This window comes from Pseudomonas sp. PLMAX (assembly GCF_046042685.1).
Classification (GTDB): domain Bacteria; phylum Pseudomonadota; class Gammaproteobacteria; order Pseudomonadales; family Pseudomonadaceae; genus Aquipseudomonas; species Aquipseudomonas putida_AE.
This window is the reverse complement of record NZ_CP064949.1, coordinates 469,125-488,687: the sequence shown is the minus strand read 5'-3', so window position 1 is coordinate 488,687 and position 19,563 is coordinate 469,125. Positions and strand designations below refer to the sequence as shown.

At 60.2% G+C, this 19,563-nt stretch carries 14 protein-coding genes and 1 pseudogene; 6 read left to right on the top strand and 9 right to left on the bottom strand.

Annotated elements, in window-relative coordinates:
• Positions 1-30 precede the first annotated feature (30 nt).
• From DKB71_RS02250 to DKB71_RS02240, 3 genes are all read right to left on the bottom strand, one after another.
• A complete protein-coding gene (locus DKB71_RS02250; protein WP_408599510.1) occupies positions 31-1,392 on the bottom strand; it encodes a DUF3999 domain-containing protein in 1,362 nt (453 codons plus the stop codon).
• Positions 1,389-4,550, bottom strand: a complete 3,162-nt coding sequence (locus DKB71_RS02245; RefSeq protein WP_408599509.1) for a DUF2339 domain-containing protein — start codon at positions 4,548-4,550, stop codon at positions 1,389-1,391. The genes DKB71_RS02250 and DKB71_RS02245 overlap by 4 nt, the downstream gene beginning before the upstream one ends.
• A 139-nt stretch (positions 4,551-4,689) precedes the next feature.
• Positions 4,690-7,140, bottom strand: a complete 2,451-nt coding sequence (locus tag DKB71_RS02240; protein ID WP_274075165.1) for a glycogen/starch/alpha-glucan phosphorylase — start codon at positions 7,138-7,140, stop codon at positions 4,690-4,692.
• A 257-nt stretch (positions 7,141-7,397) separates the two neighbouring features.
• Between DKB71_RS02240 and DKB71_RS02235 the strand changes: the two genes are divergently transcribed.
• On the top strand, positions 7,398-7,835 hold the full coding sequence (locus DKB71_RS02235; RefSeq protein WP_323606506.1) for a YkgJ family cysteine cluster protein: 438 nt from the start codon (positions 7,398-7,400) through the stop codon (positions 7,833-7,835).
• Positions 7,836-8,030: 195 nt separating this feature from the next.
• On the opposite strand, the gene typA is transcribed toward DKB71_RS02235, so the two are convergent.
• Complete coding sequence (typA, locus tag DKB71_RS02230; RefSeq protein WP_274075163.1) at positions 8,031-9,851, bottom strand: translational GTPase TypA; 1,821 nt, start codon at positions 9,849-9,851, stop codon at positions 8,031-8,033.
• 139 nt (positions 9,852-9,990) lie between these two features.
• Positions 9,991-11,445 carry a tRNA uracil 4-sulfurtransferase ThiI gene (gene thiI / locus DKB71_RS02225; RefSeq protein WP_274075162.1) on the bottom strand — a complete coding sequence of 485 codons (1,455 nt, stop codon included), beginning with the start codon at positions 11,443-11,445 and terminating at the stop codon, positions 9,991-9,993.
• A 328-nt stretch (positions 11,446-11,773) separates the two neighbouring features.
• Here thiI and glnA point away from each other — a divergent pair, with 328 nt between their 5' ends.
• The 4 genes and pseudogenes from glnA to ntrC all read left to right on the top strand — a co-directional run bounded on the left by glnA (position 11,774) and on the right by ntrC (position 16,671).
• On the top strand, positions 11,774-13,180 hold the full coding sequence (gene glnA / locus DKB71_RS02220; RefSeq protein ID WP_274075161.1) for a glutamate--ammonia ligase: 1,407 nt from the start codon (positions 11,774-11,776) through the stop codon (positions 13,178-13,180).
• Positions 13,181-13,401: 221 nt separating this feature from the next.
• A pseudogene (locus DKB71_RS02215) lies at positions 13,402-13,910 on the top strand (DUF4124 domain-containing protein).
• Positions 13,911-14,152: 242 nt separating this feature from the next.
• On the top strand, positions 14,153-15,238 hold the full coding sequence (gene glnL / locus DKB71_RS02210; RefSeq protein WP_274075159.1) for a nitrogen regulation protein NR(II): 1,086 nt from the start codon (positions 14,153-14,155) through the stop codon (positions 15,236-15,238).
• The gene (gene ntrC, locus DKB71_RS02205; protein ID WP_274075158.1) at positions 15,235-16,671 is read left to right on the top strand and encodes a nitrogen regulation protein NR(I); all 1,437 of its coding nucleotides are present in this window, start codon (positions 15,235-15,237) and stop codon (positions 16,669-16,671) included. Before glnL ends, ntrC begins: the two co-directional genes overlap by 4 nt.
• Before the next feature lie 538 nt (positions 16,672-17,209).
• Here the strand turns inward: ntrC and DKB71_RS02200 are convergent.
• Entirely contained in the window at positions 17,210-17,650 is a 441-nt protein-coding gene (locus tag DKB71_RS02200; protein WP_408599508.1) for a hypothetical protein, read from the bottom strand.
• Here DKB71_RS02200 and DKB71_RS02195 point away from each other — a divergent pair.
• Positions 17,649-18,104 carry a tRNA (cytidine(34)-2'-O)-methyltransferase gene (locus DKB71_RS02195; protein ID WP_408599507.1) on the top strand — a complete coding sequence of 152 codons (456 nt, stop codon included), beginning with the start codon at positions 17,649-17,651 and terminating at the stop codon, positions 18,102-18,104. The two genes, DKB71_RS02200 and DKB71_RS02195, sit on opposite strands and share 2 nt — an antisense overlap.
• Positions 18,105-18,235: 131 nt before the next feature.
• Here DKB71_RS02195 and secB read toward each other — a convergent pair whose 3' ends face one another.
• Genes secB through DKB71_RS02180 form a run of 3 tightly spaced genes read right to left on the bottom strand, consistent with a single transcriptional unit; the run spans position 18,236 to position 19,434 of the window.
• On the bottom strand, positions 18,236-18,721 hold the full coding sequence (gene secB / locus DKB71_RS02190; protein WP_274075155.1) for a protein-export chaperone SecB: 486 nt from the start codon (positions 18,719-18,721) through the stop codon (positions 18,236-18,238).
• A gap of 43 nt (positions 18,722-18,764) precedes the next feature.
• Positions 18,765-19,019, bottom strand: coding sequence for a glutaredoxin 3 (gene grxC / locus DKB71_RS02185; protein WP_008058538.1), 255 nt, complete (start codon positions 19,017-19,019; stop codon positions 18,765-18,767).
• A 1-nt stretch (position 19,020) separates the two neighbouring features.
• Positions 19,021-19,434, bottom strand: a complete 414-nt coding sequence (locus DKB71_RS02180) for a rhodanese-like domain-containing protein (RefSeq protein ID WP_274075154.1) — start codon at positions 19,432-19,434, stop codon at positions 19,021-19,023.
• Positions 19,435-19,563: the final 129 nt, after the last annotated feature.

Sequence of the window (19,563 nt, the reverse complement as noted above, 5' to 3'; positions counted from 1 at the left end):
TCGCGAACTGGCGCGCAGCGCCAGCCATTCTCAGGGATTGGCGGGCGGCTTGCGCAGCAGACTGAAGGCCATCGTCGCCAGAAACAAAACACTGAGCAGCAGCACCGCCCACAGGCCGAATTTCTTCCAGTCGGAGCCCGTCGATACCGGCCCTGTAGACACCGGGGTAACCGACACCCCGCCATCCACCGACGCCCGGCCCAACGTCGCCAGCTTTGCCGGGCTGTAATCGGGGATCAACGTCGACAACGGCAGACTCGCCGCCTTCACCGTCGCATTGCCCAGCACCAGCGTATAGGGCCCAGGTCCGCGCGCCAGAAACACCAATTGCGTCGCGCGCACGGCGAACTTCACCGTTGGCGCCTGCGCGCCGAGGCCACCGCCGCGCTCGTCCACCGTCAGTTTCAACTGCTGCACGGCCTGCCCCGGCACCTGCAATTCGTTTTGCACCACGTCCTCGCCACCTTGGGTCAGGCGATAGAGCAAGCCACTGCTCAACGGTTGCCACGGCAAGGTGCTGTCGCGACGACCGGACAGGATGACCGGCGCCAGGCTGTTGGGTTGGCTCAGTTCGATCTGCAAACGCTCGACGTTCAGCACCCTCGGCAGTTGCCAGGTGTATTCGCCCGCTTTCACGCTGCTGCCGGCCAACCCGTGGGACCAGACCAACGGCAGCGGCAAATTGCGCACACTTTGCAGTTGCGCCGATGTCAGTATCGGCGCCGATTGCGGCATATCCCACAGCAAACGCAGATAGCGTGCCGACTGCCCCGGGAGGCTGACCTCATGCTGCTCGACCCGCTCATCGGCAAACGTCAATCGCGCCAGTTGCCCCTCGCCCCACGACTGCCAATGCTGCAAATCGTCGCTGGCTTCGATGCTGAACCGCTGGAAGCCATCACGCTCACTGGTCCAGTCGAGAATCAGCTGCTGCAACGGGGCCTTGATGGCGCTGGCGTCCAGAAGCCAGCCACGCAAAGCTTCTTCGCCCACCTCCAGCTCAGTGGAGGGCTGCACCTGGACCAAAGTGCCATTGGCGCTCGATTGCACCTTAACGCTCGGGGCATGCCCGGTGGCGTCCGCCGAGTCGTACAGCGGGAACCATTTGACGTCGGTCAGCATGGGATCGTCGTCAGCTTGCGCGGTTGCCCGTGACAGGGCATAGGCTTGCGGTTCGCCAGCGGCGTTGAATACGCGCACATCACTGAGGTCGGTCTGCCGAGCACTCAGTTGCACGGCCAGGGGCAGCTCAAGGCGATACCATGGACCTTCACCACTCACGGACAACGGCACTTGCGTGGCGAAGTCCGCCGGTGTTTCCTGAGCAATAGCCGTCAGTACCACGCCCATTGCAACGACGCCCAACCAGACCAGGCTCAACTTCTGACTCAAGACGACACTCCTTCGGTTTGCGGTGCCGGTTTCTCGGTGTCCGCCACGGTTTCGACGCGCCTGGGCGGCAACGGGGCGAAATAGCCCACCACCAGCAGCAACACGCCAACGCCGATAAACGACACGATCCGCGCCAGCCCGCCACGGTTGCTCAACTCCACAAAGAACAGTTTCGCCACCACCACGCCGATCAGTGCCGCACCGATCAACCAGACTTCACGGCGATGACGCAAATGGCCGCCGATCATCAAACCCAGCGCCATCAGGGTCCAGATGATGGACAGGCCGGCCTGGACCAACATGGACTCGAGCAGCGCGTCGAGCTCGAACGGCACACCGCCCCAATGGTGCGCCGTGCGCATCACCAGTGCGGTGAAAAATGCGAACAGGGACACGCCAGTGACCGCTTGCATGGCGTATGCGGCGTAGGCCTTGGGAATCGCCAGTTGCGTCAAGGCGCTACGCGACCACACATAAACGCCGAACAGCGCGAACAACAAACCCAACTCCAAAGGGTTGATCAGCGGCACGTAAGGCAGCGGCTCGGCGGTGCCGTCACTGACGCTGTTAGCCAGCCAGAACCAGCCGAGCATCAACAGTGCCAACGGTGCAGCGGTATACACGCGGTACTCGCGCGGATAAGCCGATACCGGCCAAGGCCAGGCACGCGGGGACGCCATCAACAACAGATACAAACCCGGCAGAATCGCCCAACCCAACCAGCGCCAGGCGTTGTACTGCTCGGACAACAGCAGCAGGCCGTAACGCAACTCCAGGGCCAGCACACCGATCAGCAACCAGCAACCGACTACATGCGCGGCACCCAGCGCGAGCGCCGGCAGCATCGGCGCCAGGCGCCGCAGGGAAATGAAATGCACCACGAACACCGTCGGCCACAGCAGCCAACCGAAATGGGCCGCCGGGTGATACCGCGAGTGCCAGGCCGCCAGCAACACCAGCGCGGCAGCGGGCATCAGCAAGGTGCAGAGCAGCCCGAGCGACGGCCATTTCAGGCGCAGTGCCAACACTGCCCACAACGCAACACTGGTGGCCGCGACAGCCAGCAGTAATGTCGCTTGCAGCGGCAAGGGTGCAAAGCGCAGTACTTCGCTGAGCCACGCCAGCGCCCACCAACCCGCGCCCCACGCTAGCCCGACCTGGGACAAACGCTGCACGTTCAATCCATCTGGCGACTTGGTGGAGTTACCGAGCTGTAATCGCCAGGCCCCGACCAACGCAGACAGCCCCAACACCAGCGGCGCCCAGAATCCGCCATGGGCCAACGGCCGCAGCTCATCACTGAGGGGTGGCCCGGCCAACAGGAATAACCCACCTGCCAGCAGCTGTACGGCAACCGCGGTGAACAGGAACGTGCGTGATGGCAGGCGCAGGCCGACCCACAACGTCACCAATCCGGCCAATGCCCAACTGATCGTCGTGCCATGACTGAAGAAGAACAGCGGCGCCAGCAGATACAGGAACGTCAGGCCGAGACAGGCGAGCACCGGCAAGCCCTTGCGCTCCCACGCCTGCGTCTGCTCGGGCGACGCTTTGCGCAACTGGTAAAAACTGAACAGCAGCGCGCCGCCGAGCAACAACGCGCCCAAAGGCACGCCGCTGATCAGACTGGTTTCTGCGCGACCCAACTCGCTGAGAAATACCAGCGCCGCCCCCAGTTGCAGCAGCAACGCAAAAGCCCGGGCTACAGGTCGTTGCTGACGCAGGCCGAGCCAGCAGATACCCGCGCCTTCCACCGCCCACGCGGCTGTGGTCCAGCGCGCATCGAGCCCCAACGGAATCGCCAGGCTGGTGAAGATGACGCCCAGGGCCAGACAGGTTTCCCCCAGCAGCAACGCTCGACCTGGCATCAGCAGTCGTGCCAGGCCCATATAGATCAGGCCCAAGGCCAAGGCGCTGAACGCGGCGGCGAATTCCAGATGCTGAACCAGGGCGAACTGCAGCCCAAAGCCCACCAACGGCGGACCGAACAGCAGCGTGCCGTCAACGTAGTCACCCTTGCGCGCAGACCAGAGCAACAGCGCTTCACGGCCGTCATCCTCGGGCGCGTCGCTCATTAGCAGCAGTTTTCGCCGAGTGAACAACAAGCCGATGGCCAGGTACATCACGAAGAACAGAATCAGGAACGGTTCGGTGCTCCACAGCAACTCTGGCGTATAAGAGCGCAAGCCCCAGGCTACCCCGATACTGAAGGTGCCGGTGAAGCCGATGACATTCAGCAAGCGCCAGGCCTTGAACCAGGCGATGACAAGGATGCCGGCGTTGAGCAAGGCGAAGTAGCTGAACAGCGCGACGTGGCTGCCGGCACCGGTGGACGCCAGCAGGGGCGCGGCGAATCCACCCAGCGCCGCGGCGGCAGCCAGGCCCAGGGCATCCTGGGTAATGGCGAGAATCGCCGAAAACACCGTCACCGCCACCAGCAGGCCAAACGCCGCCGAGGGATCGAGCAACGGATGCAGGCGCATGGCGGCAAATACTGTCAGGTACAGCACGGCGATACCGGCGCCTTGCAAAATCAAGGCGTAAGCGCTGTTACGCGTTCGCAGCCACCAGCCGAGGCCGAGCAAGCCCAATGCAGCAGCCGCGACACCGGCGTAGCGCAACTCGATCGGCACCACCATGCCCTCGGTGGCGTAGCGCAGCAGGAAGGCCAGGCCGAGGAACAACAGCAGCACACCGACCCGCAGCACGGTATTGCCGCCCAACAGCCACGCACGTGTAGCGTTGATGGCGCGCTCGATGAGGTTGGGTTCAGAGGGCTTGGCGGGCGCTGATTTCCAGGCGTCGAAGGGCTGCGCTGTCGCGACCGGTTCAAGGTCAGGCGGCAGCTCCCAGATCAGCTCCGGGGTTTCGGCGGGGGCTTGAGCGACATCAATGTCAGGAGCTGGAACGGCTGCGCTGGATTCAGGCGCCTTGACCCCAGTGGATTCCAGCATGGCCAAGCGTTGCTCGACCGCCTGCAGTGCAAGTTGCGCCTGCTCAAATAGACGGCGTTGCTCGTTGGCCTGCGATCCCAGCCTGCCGATGTGAACGGCCTGGCCGATACCCAGCCCGAGCAGCGCGCCCAGCAACGCATCGCTGAACGACTCGTCGAGTATCCAGCCGAGCACCAGGCCCACAAGCATGAACATCCATTGCATGGTCGATATCCCTAAACGCAATCCAGGAAGATTAGCGCAGCCAGCTCCAAAAAAGATCGCAGCCCCCGGCAGCCCCTAGCTGGAGCTGCCGAAGGCTGCGATCTTTTGCAGCCGTCAGTATATCGAACCGCTGGCAGCGTTACTCCAACGCCTTCCAGATTTCCGTGGCGTACTCACGAATCGTCCGGTCGGACGAAAACCAGCCCATGCGCGAGGTGTTCAACACCGCCGAGCGCCACCATTCCTGGGAATCGTGCCAAAGGGCTTCGACGCGCATTTGCGCATTCCAGTAAGAATCGAAATCGGCACAGACCAGGAAGCGGTCATACTCAACCAGCGAATCGATCAACCCGGTGTAACGGGACAGATCGTCCGGCGAGAACACCCCGCCGCGAATGGCTTGCAGCACATCGTTGAGTCGATGGGACCCGGCAATGTCCGGCACCGCGCTGAATTCGTGGTTCTGCTTGCGCGCTTCAACCTGCTGGGCGCTGAGACCAAAGATGAACATGTTCTCGACGCCGATACGCTCGGACATCTCCACGTTGGCACCGTCCAGCGTGCCGATGGTCAATGCACCGTTGAGGCCGAATTTCATGTTGCTGGTGCCCGAGGCTTCAAAGCCGGCGGTAGATATCTGCTCGGACAGGTCAGCGGCCGGAATGATGCTCTCCGCCAGGCTGACGTTGTAGTTGGGCAGGAACACGACCTTGAGCAACCCGCGTACGGTCGGGTCGTTGTTCACCACCCGGGCGATGTCGTTGGTCAGCTTGATGATCAGCTTGGCCTGGTGATAACTGGCCGCCGCTTTACCGGCGAAGATCTTCACCCGCGGTACCCAGTCGATTTCCGGTTCCGCACGGATCGCCTGGTACAACGCCACGGTGTGCATCAGGTTGAGCAGCTGGCGCTTGTATTCGTGGATCCGCTTGACCTGCACGTCGAACATCGCCGCCGGGTTGACCGCCACCCCGAGGCGTTCATGAATCAGGTAGGCCAGGGCTTTTTTGCTGTGCAGGCGCTGTTCGGCGAATGCCTTGCGGAACGCCGGCTTGTCGGCGAACGGCTGCAGCTCGAGCAAGCGCTCCTCGGGATTGTCCAGCAGGTCCGGGCCGAGGGCATCGACCAGCATCGAGGTCAGTTCCGGGTTGGCCTGGTACAGCCAGCGGCGGAACGTGATGCCGTTGGTCTTGTTGTTGATCCGCTGCGGATAGAGCTTGTGCAGCTCGGAGAAAACCGTCTTGCGCATCAGTTGCGTGTGCAAGGCCGATACGCCGTTGACACTGTGGGAGCCGAGGAACGCCAGGTTGCCCATGCGCACGCGGCGGCCGTTGTCTTCCTCGATCAGACTCACCGCGCGCAGCACGTCGAAATCGTGGATGCCCTTGGCCCGCAACGAATCGATATGCTGGGCGTTGATCAGGTAAATGATCTGCATGTGCCGTGGCAGCATGCGCTCCATCAACCCCACCGGCCAGGTTTCCAGCGCTTCGGGCAGCAAGGTGTGGTTGGTGTAGGACAGCGTGTCGACCGTGACCTGCCACGCCGCATCCCATGCCACGTCGTAGACATCGACCAATTGGCGCATCAACTCCGCCACGGCGATCGAGGGGTGGGTGTCGTTGAGCTGGATCGCCGCGTGATCGCCCAAGGTCAGCACCGAGGTGTGCATGTTGCGATGGCGACGCAGCAAATCCTGCAGGGATGCGGCGACGAAGAAGTACTCCTGGCGCAACCGCAGTTCCTGCCCGGCCTCAGTGCTGTCCGCCGGGTAGAGGACCCGCGAGATACTTTCGGCCCGGGCCACTTCGGCCACCGCACCCAGGTGGTCACCGGCATTGAAGCGTTCCAGGTGCAAATCCTCCATGGCCCGTGCACGCCACAGTCGCAACGTGTTCACGCTCGCCCCGCGCCAACCGACCACCGGCGTGTCATAGGCAATGGCTCGCACGGTTTCCGCCGGGTGCCAGACCTGCTTGGACTTGCCGGCTTCATCGGTCACGGTCTCAACACCGCCGCCAAAGCCGATCGTGTAAACCACTTCCGGCCGCTCGAACTCCCAGGGGTTGCCGAAATCCAGCCAGTGTTCGGTCTGCTCCTGTTGCCAGCCGTCGACGACGGCCTGACGGAACAAGCCGTGTTCGTAACGAATGCCGTAACCGTGACCGGCGATGCCCAGGGTCGACATGCTTTCCATGAAGCACGCTGCCAGTCGCCCGAGGCCACCGTTACCCAAGGCCGCATCGGGCTCCAGCAAGCGAATGCGTTCAAGGTCGACGCCGAGTTCGGTCAGGGCTTCGCGCGCGACGTCGAGCAGGCCGAGATTGCTCAGGCTGTCGTAGAGCAGCCGGCCGATGAGGAATTCCAGGGAGAGGTAATAAACCCGCTTCTGTCCTTTGCGGTAGATTTGCCGAGTGTGATCCATCCAGTGCTCGACCATGTGATCACGCGCTGCCAGGGCAATGGCTTCGAACCAGTCATGGTCGAAGGCGTGATCCGGGTCTTTGCCCACCGCGTAGGTGAGTTTGGTCAAGACGGCGTCGCGGAATGCGGCCACCTCTGCTTCGCGAACAAGTGGTTCTTGAGTCATCGATAGGACCTCGAGCGAGCTTGGAATTGTCTGAGACTAGACGGTCTGACAGACGGTATAGACTCTGGTTCGGCAGTTTTTCCTGTTAATGCGCGTCAAGCCGGCAATACATTGTCATGTGCCTGAATCAATGCAGGGGCCGTGCCGGATTAACGGTGCAACTGGATGCTCGCGAAAAAAAACTGGCGAAAGGTTGTTCAAAAATCCACCAGTCCCGGTATGATCGCGCGCCCTGATGCACACGCTGGTAACAACCGATGATGAAGCCCAACCTGATCGCCGCCGCGGAGATCGACCGACTCGATACCTGGGCCAAGTACTCTGCCCCGATGTGCGGCTCGTGCATGTCCAGCTGCTGCACCCTGCCCGTCGAGGTCAAGATCAAGGATCTGATCCGCATCGGCGTGGTCGATGAGTTCGAGCTGGGTGATCCACCGAAGAACATCGCCAAACGCCTGCAAAAGGAAGGTCTGGTCGAGCGCTTCAATCAGAAGTCAGGAATCTTCACCCTCCAGCGCATGAGCAACAACGATTGCCTGTACCTGGATCGTAAGAGCCGTCTGTGCACTATTTATGATAAGCGCCCGGATACTTGCCGTAACCACCCGAAAATCGGCCCACGGCCGGGGTATTGCGCTTACAAGCCGAAAGAAGTGGTGCGTGAAACCAGTTCGCGGTCGATTGAGCGGTTCTGATCATCTCTGATTTTGGCGGTGGCTGATCGGCCGCCTTCGCTGGCAAGCCAGCTCCTACAAAGCGTACGACACGAAACCCTGTAGGAGCTGGCTTGCCAGCGAAGGGGCCAGCACAAACACCCCCTAAATTGCAGACAAACAAAAACGCCCCCGGTCTCGCGACCGGGGGCGTTTTCGTTCAGCCTGGGCTAAATCTTATGCCTTGGCTTTCTTGGCAGCGCGGGTACGCTCGCTTTCGTCCAGGATCTTCTTGCGAAGACGGATGGACTTAGGCGTTACTTCGCACAGCTCGTCTTCCTGGATGTATTCCAGAGCCTGTTCCAGGGTGAAGCGAACAGGTGGAACCAGAGCGATGGTTTCGTCTTTACCCGAAGCTCGCATGTTGTCGAGCTTCTTGCCTTTGGTTGGGTTTACACCCAGGTCGTTGTCGCGGCTGTTCTGACCAACGATTTGACCGTTGTAGATCTCCTGGCCGTGTTCTACGAACAGCTTGCCGCGAGCCTGCAGGGTTTCCAGCGAGTAGGTCAGTGCCTTGCCGGTTTCAACCGAAACCAGAACTCCGTTCTGACGGCCGGACATGTGGCCCGACTTGACGGTGTCGTAGCGATCGAAGATCGAGGTCAGGATGCCGGCACCGTTGGTCAGGGTCAGGAACTGGTTACGGAAACCGATCAGACCACGAGCAGGGATGTTGTATTCCAGGCGAACACGGCCTTTGCCATCCGGCACCATGTTGCTCAGGTCACCCTTACGCAGACCCATCTCTTCCATGACCTTGCCCTGGGATTCTTCAGGGATGTCGATGGTCACGTTTTCGAACGGTTCCTGCTTCACGCCGTCGACTTCACGGATGATCACTTCCGGACGGCCCAGGGCCAGCTCGAAGCCTTCGCGACGCATGGTTTCGATCAGTACCGAGAGGTGCAGCTCACCACGGCCGGAAACCTTGAACTTGTCAGCGGTGTCGCCTTCTTCAACTTTCAGGGCAACGTTGTACAGCAGCTCTTTGTCCAGACGATCCTTGATGTTACGGGAAGTCACGAACTTGCCTTCTTTACCGCAGAATGGCGAGTCGTTTACCTGGAAGGTCATGGAAACGGTTGGCTCGTCAACGGTCAGAGGCTTCATCGCTTCTGGGGTGTCCAGCTGGCACAGGGTGTCGGAGATGAACAACTCGTCCATACCGCTGATGCACACGATGTCGCCGGCAGCCGCTTCTTCAACGTCGATACGGTGCAAACCGTGGTGACCCATCAGCTTCAGGATGCGACCGTTACGCTTCTTGCCGTCGGCGCTGATAGCGACAACCGGGGTGTTCGGCTTGACGCGACCACGAGCGATACGGCCAACACCGATAACACCCAGGAAGCTGTTGTAGTCCAGTGCGGAGATCTGCATCTGGAACGGACCGTCACGGTCGACTTTCGGCGGCGGAACGTGGTCGACGACCGCTTGGTACAGCGGGGTCATGTCTTCAGCCATTGCGGTGTGGTCCAGACCGGCAATACCGTTCAGGGCCGAGGCGTAGACGACTTGGAAGTCCAGCTGTTCTTCGGTGGCACCCAGGTTGTCGAACAGGTCGAAGATCTGGTCCAGAACCCAGTCCGGACGCGCGCCTGGACGGTCAACCTTGTTGATGACCACGATTGGACGCAGGCCGGCTTCGAAAGCCTTCTTGGTCACGAAACGGGTTTGCGGCATAGGGCCGTCTTGAGCGTCAACCAGCAGCAGAACGGAGTCGACCATCGACATTACGCGTTCAACTTCGCCGCCGAAGTCGGCGTGGCCCGGGGTGTCCACGATGTTGATGTGGTAGCCGTTCCAGTTGATGGCGGTGTTTTTCGCCAGAATGGTAATACCGCGCTCTTTTTCCTGGTCGTTGGAGTCCATCACGCGCTCGTCGTTGAGCTCGTTGCGCTCCAGGGTGCCGGATTGACGCAGGAGTTTGTCTACCAGGGTGGTTTTACCATGGTCAACGTGAGCAATGATGGCGATGTTGCGTAGATTTTCGATCACTTGTGTATCTCGATCAGAGGATTCGGTGCGCTGACAAGTCTTGGCAGCGATTTACAGTAGAGTCAGGCCTTGCCGTTACAGCTTGACGGCGGCGTCGGGGGGCCGGTGACGCAAGCCACAGGCAAACAGCCCCGGGCACTTAGCTCGGTCGATAAACGCGCACATTGGCATGCCCCTCACTGAGCAAATGGTGGGCATGCAGGCGACTCATCACGCCTTTGTCGCAATAAAGCAGGTACTGGCGAGTAGGGTCCAGTTCCTTGAAACGAGCGTTCAGTGCATAAAACGGCATCGTTTGTACCTCGATGCCAGCAAGGTCCAGCGGGTCGTCTTCAGCGGCATCCGGGTGACGGATATCGATGACGATCTGACCGGCCAGCGCTTCGCTGACTTCTTCAATTTGCAGATCCTGGCCCAATTCGTCGATCACGCGATCGATCGGTACCAGTTTGGCGTTCTCGAGTGCACGCTCGAGGACTGCCATGTCGAACTCTTTCTCTTCGTGCTCCACGCGATAGCGCTTGGCAGCGGTCTTGGGGTTCACCGAGATGACCCCGCAGTACTCCGGCATGTGCCTGGCGAAGTCGGCGGTGCCGATTTCGTTGGCCAGGTCGATGATGTCCTGCTTGTGACTGGCGATCAGCGGACGCAAGACCAGCTTGTCGGTTACGCAGTCGATCACGGACAGGTTCGGCAGCGTCTGGCTCGATACCTGGGAGATCGCCTCACCGGTGACCAGTGCCTCGATGTGCAGTCGGTCGGCAATCTGCGAGGAAGCGCGCAACATCATACGCTTCAATACTACGCCCATATGACTGTTATCGACTTTTCCGAGAATTTCTCCCAGCACTTCCTCGAACGGCACACTGACAAATAACACGCGTTGCGAGCTGCCGTACTTCTTCCAGATGAAATGCGCGACTTCCATGACGCCCAATTCGTGGGCACGTCCACCCAGGTTGAAGAAGCAGAAATGCGCCATCAGGCCGCGGCGCATGATCTGGTAGGCCGCGACGGTGGAGTCGAAACCACCGGACATCAGCACCAGCGTCTGCTCCAGCGCACCCAGCGGATAACCGCCGATGCCATTGTGCTGGCTGTGGATCACGAACAACCGTTGGTCGCGAACTTCGATACGAACTTCGATTTCAGGCTTTTTCAGGTCGATTCCGGCGGCACCGCACTGGCGGCGTAACTGGCTGCCGACATATTTCTCGATATCGATCGAGCTGAACGGATGCTTGCCGGCGCGCTTGCAACGTACCGAAAAAATCTTGCCAGCCAGTGCATCGCCGTAGTGCTGCTTGCACTTCTCGACGATGTCATCGAAGTCACCCAGCGGGTACTCGTCGATCTGCAGGAAATGCGCGATGCCCGGCATGCAGCTCAGGCGCTCGCCCATCTCCTTCAGGGCCTTGGGCTCGCTGACGCGGGTTTCCAGCTCGAGATTGTCCCACACACCGTTCACCACCACAGCCGGGTCCAGGTCACGGAGCACGGCACGGATGTTCTTGGCCAACTGACGGATGAAACGCATCCGTACCGGGCGGCTCTTGATGGTGATCTCGGGAAAGACTTTTACGATTAATTTCATGGAAACAGCGCGCGCAGGGCCTGCCGAAAAAGGGGGGCGCGGATTATAGCGGAAATTGCTCAAGGTTTAACCAGTTAATGTGCAGAAGGTTTTTAGCGCACCAAAACAGGTCATTTATTGAAATGAACGCCACATTGTAGGGCGCATTATTCCGCTTTAATGTGCTTTTCCGCCTGACAGGCGTGAATTTGGGGCAAAAAACCCATGGTGGGGCACTGGCATGCAATTTGCTCCCTTGTGAGGCAGGTTGCCTTGGCAGAGTATTCGCGCCGGCATCACCAACTATTAAGGGCATCCACTACCAGCCCTAAGCCACCCGGAGGACACTATGTCGAAGTCGGTTCAACTCATTAAAGATCATGACGTCAAGTGGATTGATCTGCGCTTCACGGACACCAAAGGCACTCAGCACCACGTGACCATGCCGGCTCGCGACGCGCTGGATGATGACTTCTTCGAAGTCGGCAAGATGTTCGACGGTTCGTCCATCGCTGGCTGGAAAGGCATCGAAGCCTCCGACATGATCCTGATGCCAGACGACTCCACCGCTGTCCTGGACCCGTTCACCGAAGAGCCGACCCTGATCCTGGTCTGCGACATCATCGAGCCTTCGAGCATGCAAGGCTACGACCGCGACCCACGCGCGATCGCCAAGCGCGCCGAAGAGCACCTGAAATCCACCGGTATCGGTGACACCGTGTTCGCCGGTCCAGAGCCAGAGTTCTTCATCTTCGACCAGGTGAAGTTCAAGTCCGACATTTCCGGCTCCATGTTCAAGATCTACTCCGAACAAGGTTCCTGGATGTCCGACCAGGACATCGAAGGCGGCAACAAGGGCCACCGTCCAGGCGTCAAAGGCGGCTACTTCCCGGTTCCACCGTTCGACCACGACCACGAAATCCGTACCTCCATGTGCAACGCACTGGAAGAAATGGGCCTGACCGTCGAAGTTCACCACCACGAAGTGGCAACTGCCGGCCAGAACGAAATCGGCGTCAAATTCAACACCCTGGTGAAGAAAGCCGACGAAACCCAAACCCTGAAGTACGTCGTGCACAACGTTGCCGACGCCTACGGTCGCACCGCTACCTTCATGCCTAAGCCGCTGTACGGCGACAACGGCTCGGGCATGCACGTGCACATGTCCATCTGGAAAGAAGGCAAGAACACTTTCGCTGGCGAAGGTTATGCCGGCCTGTCCGATACCGCCCTGTACTTCATCGGCGGCATCATCAAGCACGGTAAGGCCCTGAACGGCTTCACCAACCCGGCTACCAACTCCTACAAGCGTCTGGTTCCAGGCTTCGAAGCGCCGGTAATGCTGGCCTACTCGGCTCGCAACCGTTCCGCTTCGATCCGTATTCCTTACGTGTCGAGCCCGAAAGCCCGCCGTATCGAAGCTCGCTTCCCGGATCCGGCTGCCAACCCGTACCTGTGCTTCGCCGCACTGCTGATGGCCGGCCTGGACGGCATCCAGAACAAGATCCACCCTGGCGATGCAGCTGACAAAAACCTGTATGACCTGCCGCCTGAAGAGGCGAAAGAGATCCCACAAGTTTGCGGCAGCCTGAAAGAAGCCCTGGAAGAGCTGGACAAAGGTCGTGCGTTCCTGACCAAAGGCGGCGTTTTCAGCGACGACTTCATCGACGCTTACATCGCCCTGAAAAGCGAAGAAGAAATCAAGGTACGTACCTTCGTACACCCACTGGAATACGAGCTGTACTACAGCTGCTGATCCGGTAGCGCTGCGACACGCGGCGTGACAAAAAAGAGGCCTCCTTCGGGAGGCCTTTTTCATGAGTCAAAAGATCGCAGCCTGCGGCAGCTCCTACAGGGTGCACGCCATTCCCATAGTAGGAGCTGCCGAAGGCTGCGATCTTTTGATCTTGATTCACTTGGGACAACCACCCCCCTGACCTATGCTGCACTCCAATGCTTTCGCTTCCGGTCGATTTCATGCCTCGTGGCTTTCTCCTCATCCTGCTGCTGATCGCCCTGCCCGCCACAGCGCAGACTACAAGTACATCGACGCCCAGGGCAACACGGCGTATAGCAATCAACCACCCGATGGCGTCACCGCGCAGCCGGTCGAACTGCCACCGCTCAATCGCGCCCAGCCCCAGCCCACGCAAGCACCTCCCACCCCCACCCAGTCGCAAGATCAGCCCAGGATCGCCTACAACGTACTGGAACTCACGGGCCTGCCCACCACCGAAGCCCTGCGCGCCAACAACGGCACCTTCACCGTCAACGTACTGATCGAACCGCGCCTGCAAGGCCCGCATCTACTGCAGCTGTTGCTGGATGACCAGCCTTATGGCCAACCCAGCAACGTACCGAGCCTGCAACTGGTGAACATCGACCGTGGCCTGCACAGCCTCGCCGTGCAGGTCGTCAGCGGCGAAACCATCGTGCAGCAAAGCCCTACCATCACCTTCACCGTGCAGCGGGTGCACAAGCGTTGAAGGACTTCTTACCTTGTATCGGCTTGCGCACTATATTGGTGCGAATGGTTGCACTCCGCGCACATTGCAGCCCATTTTGGTTCGAAATTACCCGCTGAAGCTGGCAGAACGCCACGCAATCGAGCGTTAAACACCCGTTTCAGGGGTTAAACGCTTCTTTTCGGAGCCTTGGTTTGGTTTTTGCATTTTCCTCGTATCAGCGCTTTATTCATGCGCGCGCCCTGCTCCAAAAGAGGTCCTGAATGACCATCAGTGACGCACTGCATCGCTTGCTTCTCGACAACCTGACCACCGCCACCATTCTGCTCAACGCCGAACTGCGCCTTGAGTACATGAACCCCGCGGCGGAAATGCTCCTGGCCATCAGCGGCCAGCGCAGCCATGGGCAGTTCATCAGCGAGCTGTTTACCGAATCCACCGAGGCGCTCAATTCATTGCGCCAGGCGGTGCAGCAGGCGCATCCGTTCACCAAGCGCGAAGCCATGCTCACCGCCCTCACCGGCCAGACCCTGACGGTCGATTACGCGGTAACGCCGATCCTGAGCAATGGCGATACCCTGCTCCTGCTCGAAGTCCATCCCCGCGACCGCTTGCTGCGCATCACCAAGGAAGAGGCCCAGCTGTCGAAGCAGGAAACCAGCAAGATGCTGGTCCGCGGCCTGGCCCATGAAATCAAGAATCCGCTGGGTGGTATCCGCGGCGCGGCGCAGCTGCTGGCCCGCGAGCTGCCGGAAGAAAGCCTGCGCGATTACACCAATGTCATCATTGAAGAGGCCGATCGCCTGCGCAACCTGGTCGATCGCATGCTCGGCTCGAACAAGTTGCCATCGCTGGCCATGTGCAACATTCACGAAGTGCTGGAGCGCGTCTGCCATCTGGTCGAGGCCGAAAGCCAGGGCTGCATCACGCTGGTGCGCGACTACGACCCGAGCATTCCTGACGTCCTGATCGATCGTGAACAGATGATCCAGGCCGTGCTGAATATCGTGCGCAACGCGATGCAGGCCATCAGCAGCCAGAACGAGTTGCGCCTGGGCCGCATCACACTGCGCACCCGGGCCATGCGCCAGTTCACCATTGGTCATGTGCGCCACCGCCTGGTGACCAAGATCGAAATCATCGACAACGGTCCGGGCATTCCTGCGGATCTTCAGGAAACCATCTTCTTCCCCATGGTCAGCGGCCGTCCGGACGGTACCGGGCTGGGCCTGGCCATTACCCAGAACATCATCAGCCAGCACCAGGGCTTGATCGAATGTGACAGCCACCCCGGCCACACCACGTTCTCGATCTTTCTGCCACTGGAACAAGGAGCCACATCGACATGAGCCGTAGTGAAACCGTGTGGATCGTCGATGACGACCGTTCTATCCGTTGGGTCCTGGAAAAAGCCTTGCAGCAGGAAGGCATGACCACGCAAAGCTTCGACAGCGCCGATGGCGTGATGAGCCGCCTGGCGCGCCAGCAGCCGGACGTGATCATCTCCGACATCCGCATGCCCGGTGCCAGCGGCCTGGACCTCCTGGCGCGGATTCGCGAGCAACACCCACGGCTGCCAGTGATCATCATGACCGCGCACTCCGATCTGGACAGCGCTGTCGCGTCCTATCAGGGCGGCGCATTCGAATACCTGCCCAAGCCGTTCGATGTCGACGAGGCGGTCTCGCTGGTCAAGCGCGCCAACCAGCACGCCCAGGAACAGCAAGGCCTGGAAGTCCCGGTCGCATTGACCCGCACCCCGGAAATCATCGGCGAAGCGCCGGCGATGCAGGAAGTGTTTCGCGCCATCGGGCGCCTGAGCCATTCCAACATCACCGTGCTGATCAACGGCGAATCGGGTACCGGTAAAGAACTGGTGGCCCACGCCCTGCACCGCCACAGCCCACGCGCGGCTTCGCCGTTCATTGCACTGAACATGGCGGCGATCCCAAAAGACCTGATGGAATCCGAGCTGTTCGGCCATGAGAAAGGCGCCTTCACTGGCGCGGCCAACCTGCGTCGCGGGCGTTTCGAGCAGGCCGATGGCGGTACGCTGTTTCTTGATGAAATCGGCGACATGCCGGCCGACACCCAGACCCGTTTGCTGCGCGTACTGGCCGACGGCGAGTTCTACCGTGTCGGGGGTCACGTCCCGGTCAAAGTCGATGTGCGGATCATCGCCGCGACGCACCAGAACCTGGAAACCCTGGTGCATGCCGGGAAATTCCGTGAAGACCTGTTCCACCGCCTCAACGTGATCCGCATCCACATACCGCGCCTGTCGGACCGTCGCGAAGACATCCCGACCCTGGCCAAGCATTTCCTCAGCCGCGCCGCGCAGGAACTGGCCGTCGAGCCGAAACTGCTGAAGAGCGAAACCGAGGAATACCTGAAGAACCTGCCATGGCCGGGCAACGTGCGCCAGCTGGAGAACACCTGCCGCTGGATCACCGTGATGGCTTCGGGTCGCGAAGTGCACATCGGCGACCTGCCACCGGAGCTGCTGAGCCTTCCGCAGGATTCGGCGCCGGTGACCAACTGGGAACAGGCGCTGCGCCAATGGGCCGACCAGGCCCTGGCTCGCGGTCAGTCCAGCCTGCTGGACAGTGCGGTGCCGACCTTCGAGCGGATCATGATCGAAACCGCCCTCAAGCACACCGCCGGCCGCCGCCGAGATGCCGCCGTCTTGCTGGGTTGGGGGCGCAACACCCTGACTCGCAAGATCAAGGAGCTGGGGATGAAGGTTGATGGTGGGGATGATGATGAGGGGGATGAGGGTTAAGTAGGGCCGATGGTTTACACCGAACAATGTGGGAGCGGGCTTGCTCGCGAAGGGGCCATCAGATTCAACATCAATGTGGACTGACACACCGCTTTCGCGAGCAAGCCCGCTCCCACATTCAGATCCGCGCGCACCGACTGAATGCACAGTGACCCGCAATCGCGCACGGCAACTGATCTGAAATCACGCCTGCGTTCGCAATCGAACCCCTATCGAAAAAACACGAAAGCCCCGGATTGCGGGGCTTTCGACGTTTGCGGGCAACTTTCTGTTTCAACTTGTTAAAAGCTGGCACGCCCCCTGCAATAGTCTCATCAGTGATTCAGATCACTACCCAGTTTCGGGGACCTTGGTACAGGCAGGCCGGGGATTCCCCTCTTTACACCGGGCTCACACCGCACAAGCGACGAGCCCCCCAGTTTTGGGGTCCTTGGTACAGGCAGGCCGGGGATTCCCTCTTTACACCGGGTTCAGGCGCGATGCGCGAACCCTCCCGTTTTGGGGACCTTGGTACAGGCAGGCCGGGGATTCCCCTCTTTTATTGCTCACGGAGATGGATCTCCAGCCGCCAGCGGTCATCGACCTCGCTACCGGTCCACTCCCCCTGCAGGGGCCGGGCCGCCACCAGCGTCAGCAACAATCCCCCATCACTTTTACGCACGCGCCAGTTCACGTCCTTGTCATGGAGCTTGAGCTGGCCCTTCTGCGCCGTGCCCTCAGCCTCGAACAGCAAAGCAACGCTACCATCGACTATTTCGCCGTGGGTCTTGGGTTCGTTGTTGAACCACACCACCAGCCCGTCACCGGTCACCTCGACCTGCTGCAATTGACTGGGGTCGGGAGTGGTCAGGCGACCGATCATCAGCCCCACCATGACCCCGACGATTGCCAGTGAAGCCATCACACGCGGGAATAGTTTCGAACGAGGGTCGGCTTGCGGCGTAGAATGCCGCTCATCTTTACCTTCGGAGCCGTGCATGTTTCACGTCATCCTTTTCCAACCAGAAATTCCGCCGAACACCGGCAACGTTATCAGGCTGTGCGCCAACAGTGGCTGCCACCTGCATTTGATCGAACCGCTGGGCTTCGAGATGGACGACAAGCGCCTGCGCCGGGCCGGCCTCGATTACCACGAGTATGCCACCCTGCAACGCCACGCGGACTTGGCCAGCTGCCTGGAAAGCCTCGGTCATCCGCGGGTGTTTGCCTTCACCACCAAGGGCTCGCGACCGTTCCACGACGCCAGCTTCGAACCGGGCGATGCGTTCCTGTTCGGCCCGGAAAGCCGTGGTTTACCCGCCGAGGTGCTGGATGCCCTGCCCGGCGAACAGCGCCTGCGCCTGCCGATGCGGGAAGGTTGCCGTAGCCTGAACCTGTCCAACACTGTCGCGGTGGCTGTGTACGAGGCCTGGCGCCAAAACGATTTCAAATAACATCCCGAAACAAATGTGGGAGCGGGCTTACTCGCGAAGGGGCCATCAGATTCAACATCAATGTCGACTGATAGACCGCTTTCGCGAGCAAGCCCGCTCCCACATTGGACTTGCTTCGACCTCAGGAACGCTTATTGGACGGTCGGCGTCTCGCCCGCTGCCTGCATGCGTTGCAGTTCTTGCGCGTACAGCGCGTCGAAGTTCACCGGAGCCAGCATCAGGGCCGGGAACGAACCACGGGTCACCAGGCTGTCCAGCGCTTCGCGAGCGTACGGGAACAGGATGTTCGGGCAGAATGCACCCAGGGTGTGGCTCATCGAAGCGTCGTCGAGATTCTTGATCAGGAAGATACCGGCCTGTTGCACTTCGGCGATGAATGCCACTTCGTCACCGTTCTTCACGGTGACCGACAGGGTCAGCACGACCTCGTGGAAGTCGCCTTCCAGAGCCTTTTGACGGGTATTGAGATCCAGACCGACACTCGGCTCCCACTGCTGGCGGAAGATCGCCGGGCTTTTCGGGGCTTCGAAGGACAAGTCACGTACGTAGATGCGCTGCAAGGAGAATTGCGGTGCGGTTTCTTCTTCGCTGGCTGCAGTGTTCTGTTGGTCAGTCATCTCAGATCCTTTCTGATCTTGGGCTTTTTATAGGGTATGGAGTTCAGGCCTTGAGCAGCGCGTCGAGCTTGCCGGCGCGCTCCAGGGCAAACAAATCATCACAACCGCCAACGTGGGTGCTGCCGATCCAGATCTGCGGCACGGACGTGCGTCCGGCTTTCTGAGCCATCGCGGCGCGCACCTGCGGCTTGCCATCGACCTTGATCTCTTCGAAGGCCACGCCTTTGTTCTCGAGCAGGTACTTGGCTCGGGAGCAATAAGGGCAGTAATCGCTGGAATAGACGACGACGTTGCTCATATCACTTCACCAGCGGCAGATTGTCGGCTTTCCAGCTGGACACACCACCGGACAGCTTGGCGGCGGTGAAACCTGCCTTCACCAGCTCGCGGGCGTGGGTACCGGCCGTCTGGCCCATGGCGTCGACCAGGATGATGGTCTTGGCCTTGTGTTTTTCCAGCTCGCCGACGCGTGCAGCCAGTTTGTCGTGAGGAATGCTCAGCGCGCCTACAATATGACCGGCGGCGAAGTCCTTGGTCGGACGAATGTCGATCACCACGCCGGCATCCTTGTTGACAAGGCCAGTCAGTTCGCCAGTGCTCAGGCTACGGCCGCCGCCCTGCATCTGATAGGCGATCAGCAACGCCAGCAGTACGACGAAGATACCGACGAGGATGTAGTGGTTAGTGGCAAATTCAATCAGGTGAGCAACCATCGAAGGAGGTTCCAGGGCGTTAAAATGTCGGCCAGTATACACAGCCACTATGGTGGGCCAAACCCCGTCCGGCGGTGACGTGGCCGGAACTTCGCTTTAAACTGCCACTCCCTTTTCCATCGCCCTCTT

What these genes read in the sequence shown, in the direction of transcription:
- DKB71_RS02195 (WP_408599507.1), top strand. Translation starts at nt 17,649, where the DNA reads ATGTTTCACGTCATCCTTTTCCAACCAGAAATTCCGCCGAACACCGGC.
- glnA (WP_274075161.1), top strand. Translation starts at nt 11,774, where the DNA reads ATGTCGAAGTCGGTTCAACTCATTAAAGATCATGACGTCAAGTGGATT.
- DKB71_RS02180 (WP_274075154.1), bottom strand. Translation starts at nt 19,434, where the DNA reads ATGGTTGCTCACCTGATTGAATTTGCCACTAACCACTACATCCTCGTC.
- thiI (WP_274075162.1), bottom strand. Translation starts at nt 11,445, where the DNA reads ATGAAATTAATCGTAAAAGTCTTTCCCGAGATCACCATCAAGAGCCGC.
- secB (WP_274075155.1), bottom strand. Translation starts at nt 18,721, where the DNA reads ATGACTGACCAACAGAACACTGCAGCCAGCGAAGAAGAAACCGCACCG.
- DKB71_RS02245 (WP_408599509.1), bottom strand. Translation starts at nt 4,550, where the DNA reads ATGCAATGGATGTTCATGCTTGTGGGCCTGGTGCTCGGCTGGATACTC.
- DKB71_RS02235 (WP_323606506.1), top strand. Translation starts at nt 7,398, where the DNA reads ATGATGAAGCCCAACCTGATCGCCGCCGCGGAGATCGACCGACTCGAT.
- DKB71_RS02240 (WP_274075165.1), bottom strand. Translation starts at nt 7,140, where the DNA reads ATGACTCAAGAACCACTTGTTCGCGAAGCAGAGGTGGCCGCATTCCGC.
- ntrC (WP_274075158.1), top strand. Translation starts at nt 15,235, where the DNA reads ATGAGCCGTAGTGAAACCGTGTGGATCGTCGATGACGACCGTTCTATC.
- glnL (WP_274075159.1), top strand. Translation starts at nt 14,153, where the DNA reads ATGACCATCAGTGACGCACTGCATCGCTTGCTTCTCGACAACCTGACC.
- DKB71_RS02200 (WP_408599508.1), bottom strand. Translation starts at nt 17,650, where the DNA reads ATGCACGGCTCCGAAGGTAAAGATGAGCGGCATTCTACGCCGCAAGCC.
- grxC (WP_008058538.1), bottom strand. Translation starts at nt 19,019, where the DNA reads ATGAGCAACGTCGTCGTCTATTCCAGCGATTACTGCCCTTATTGCTCC.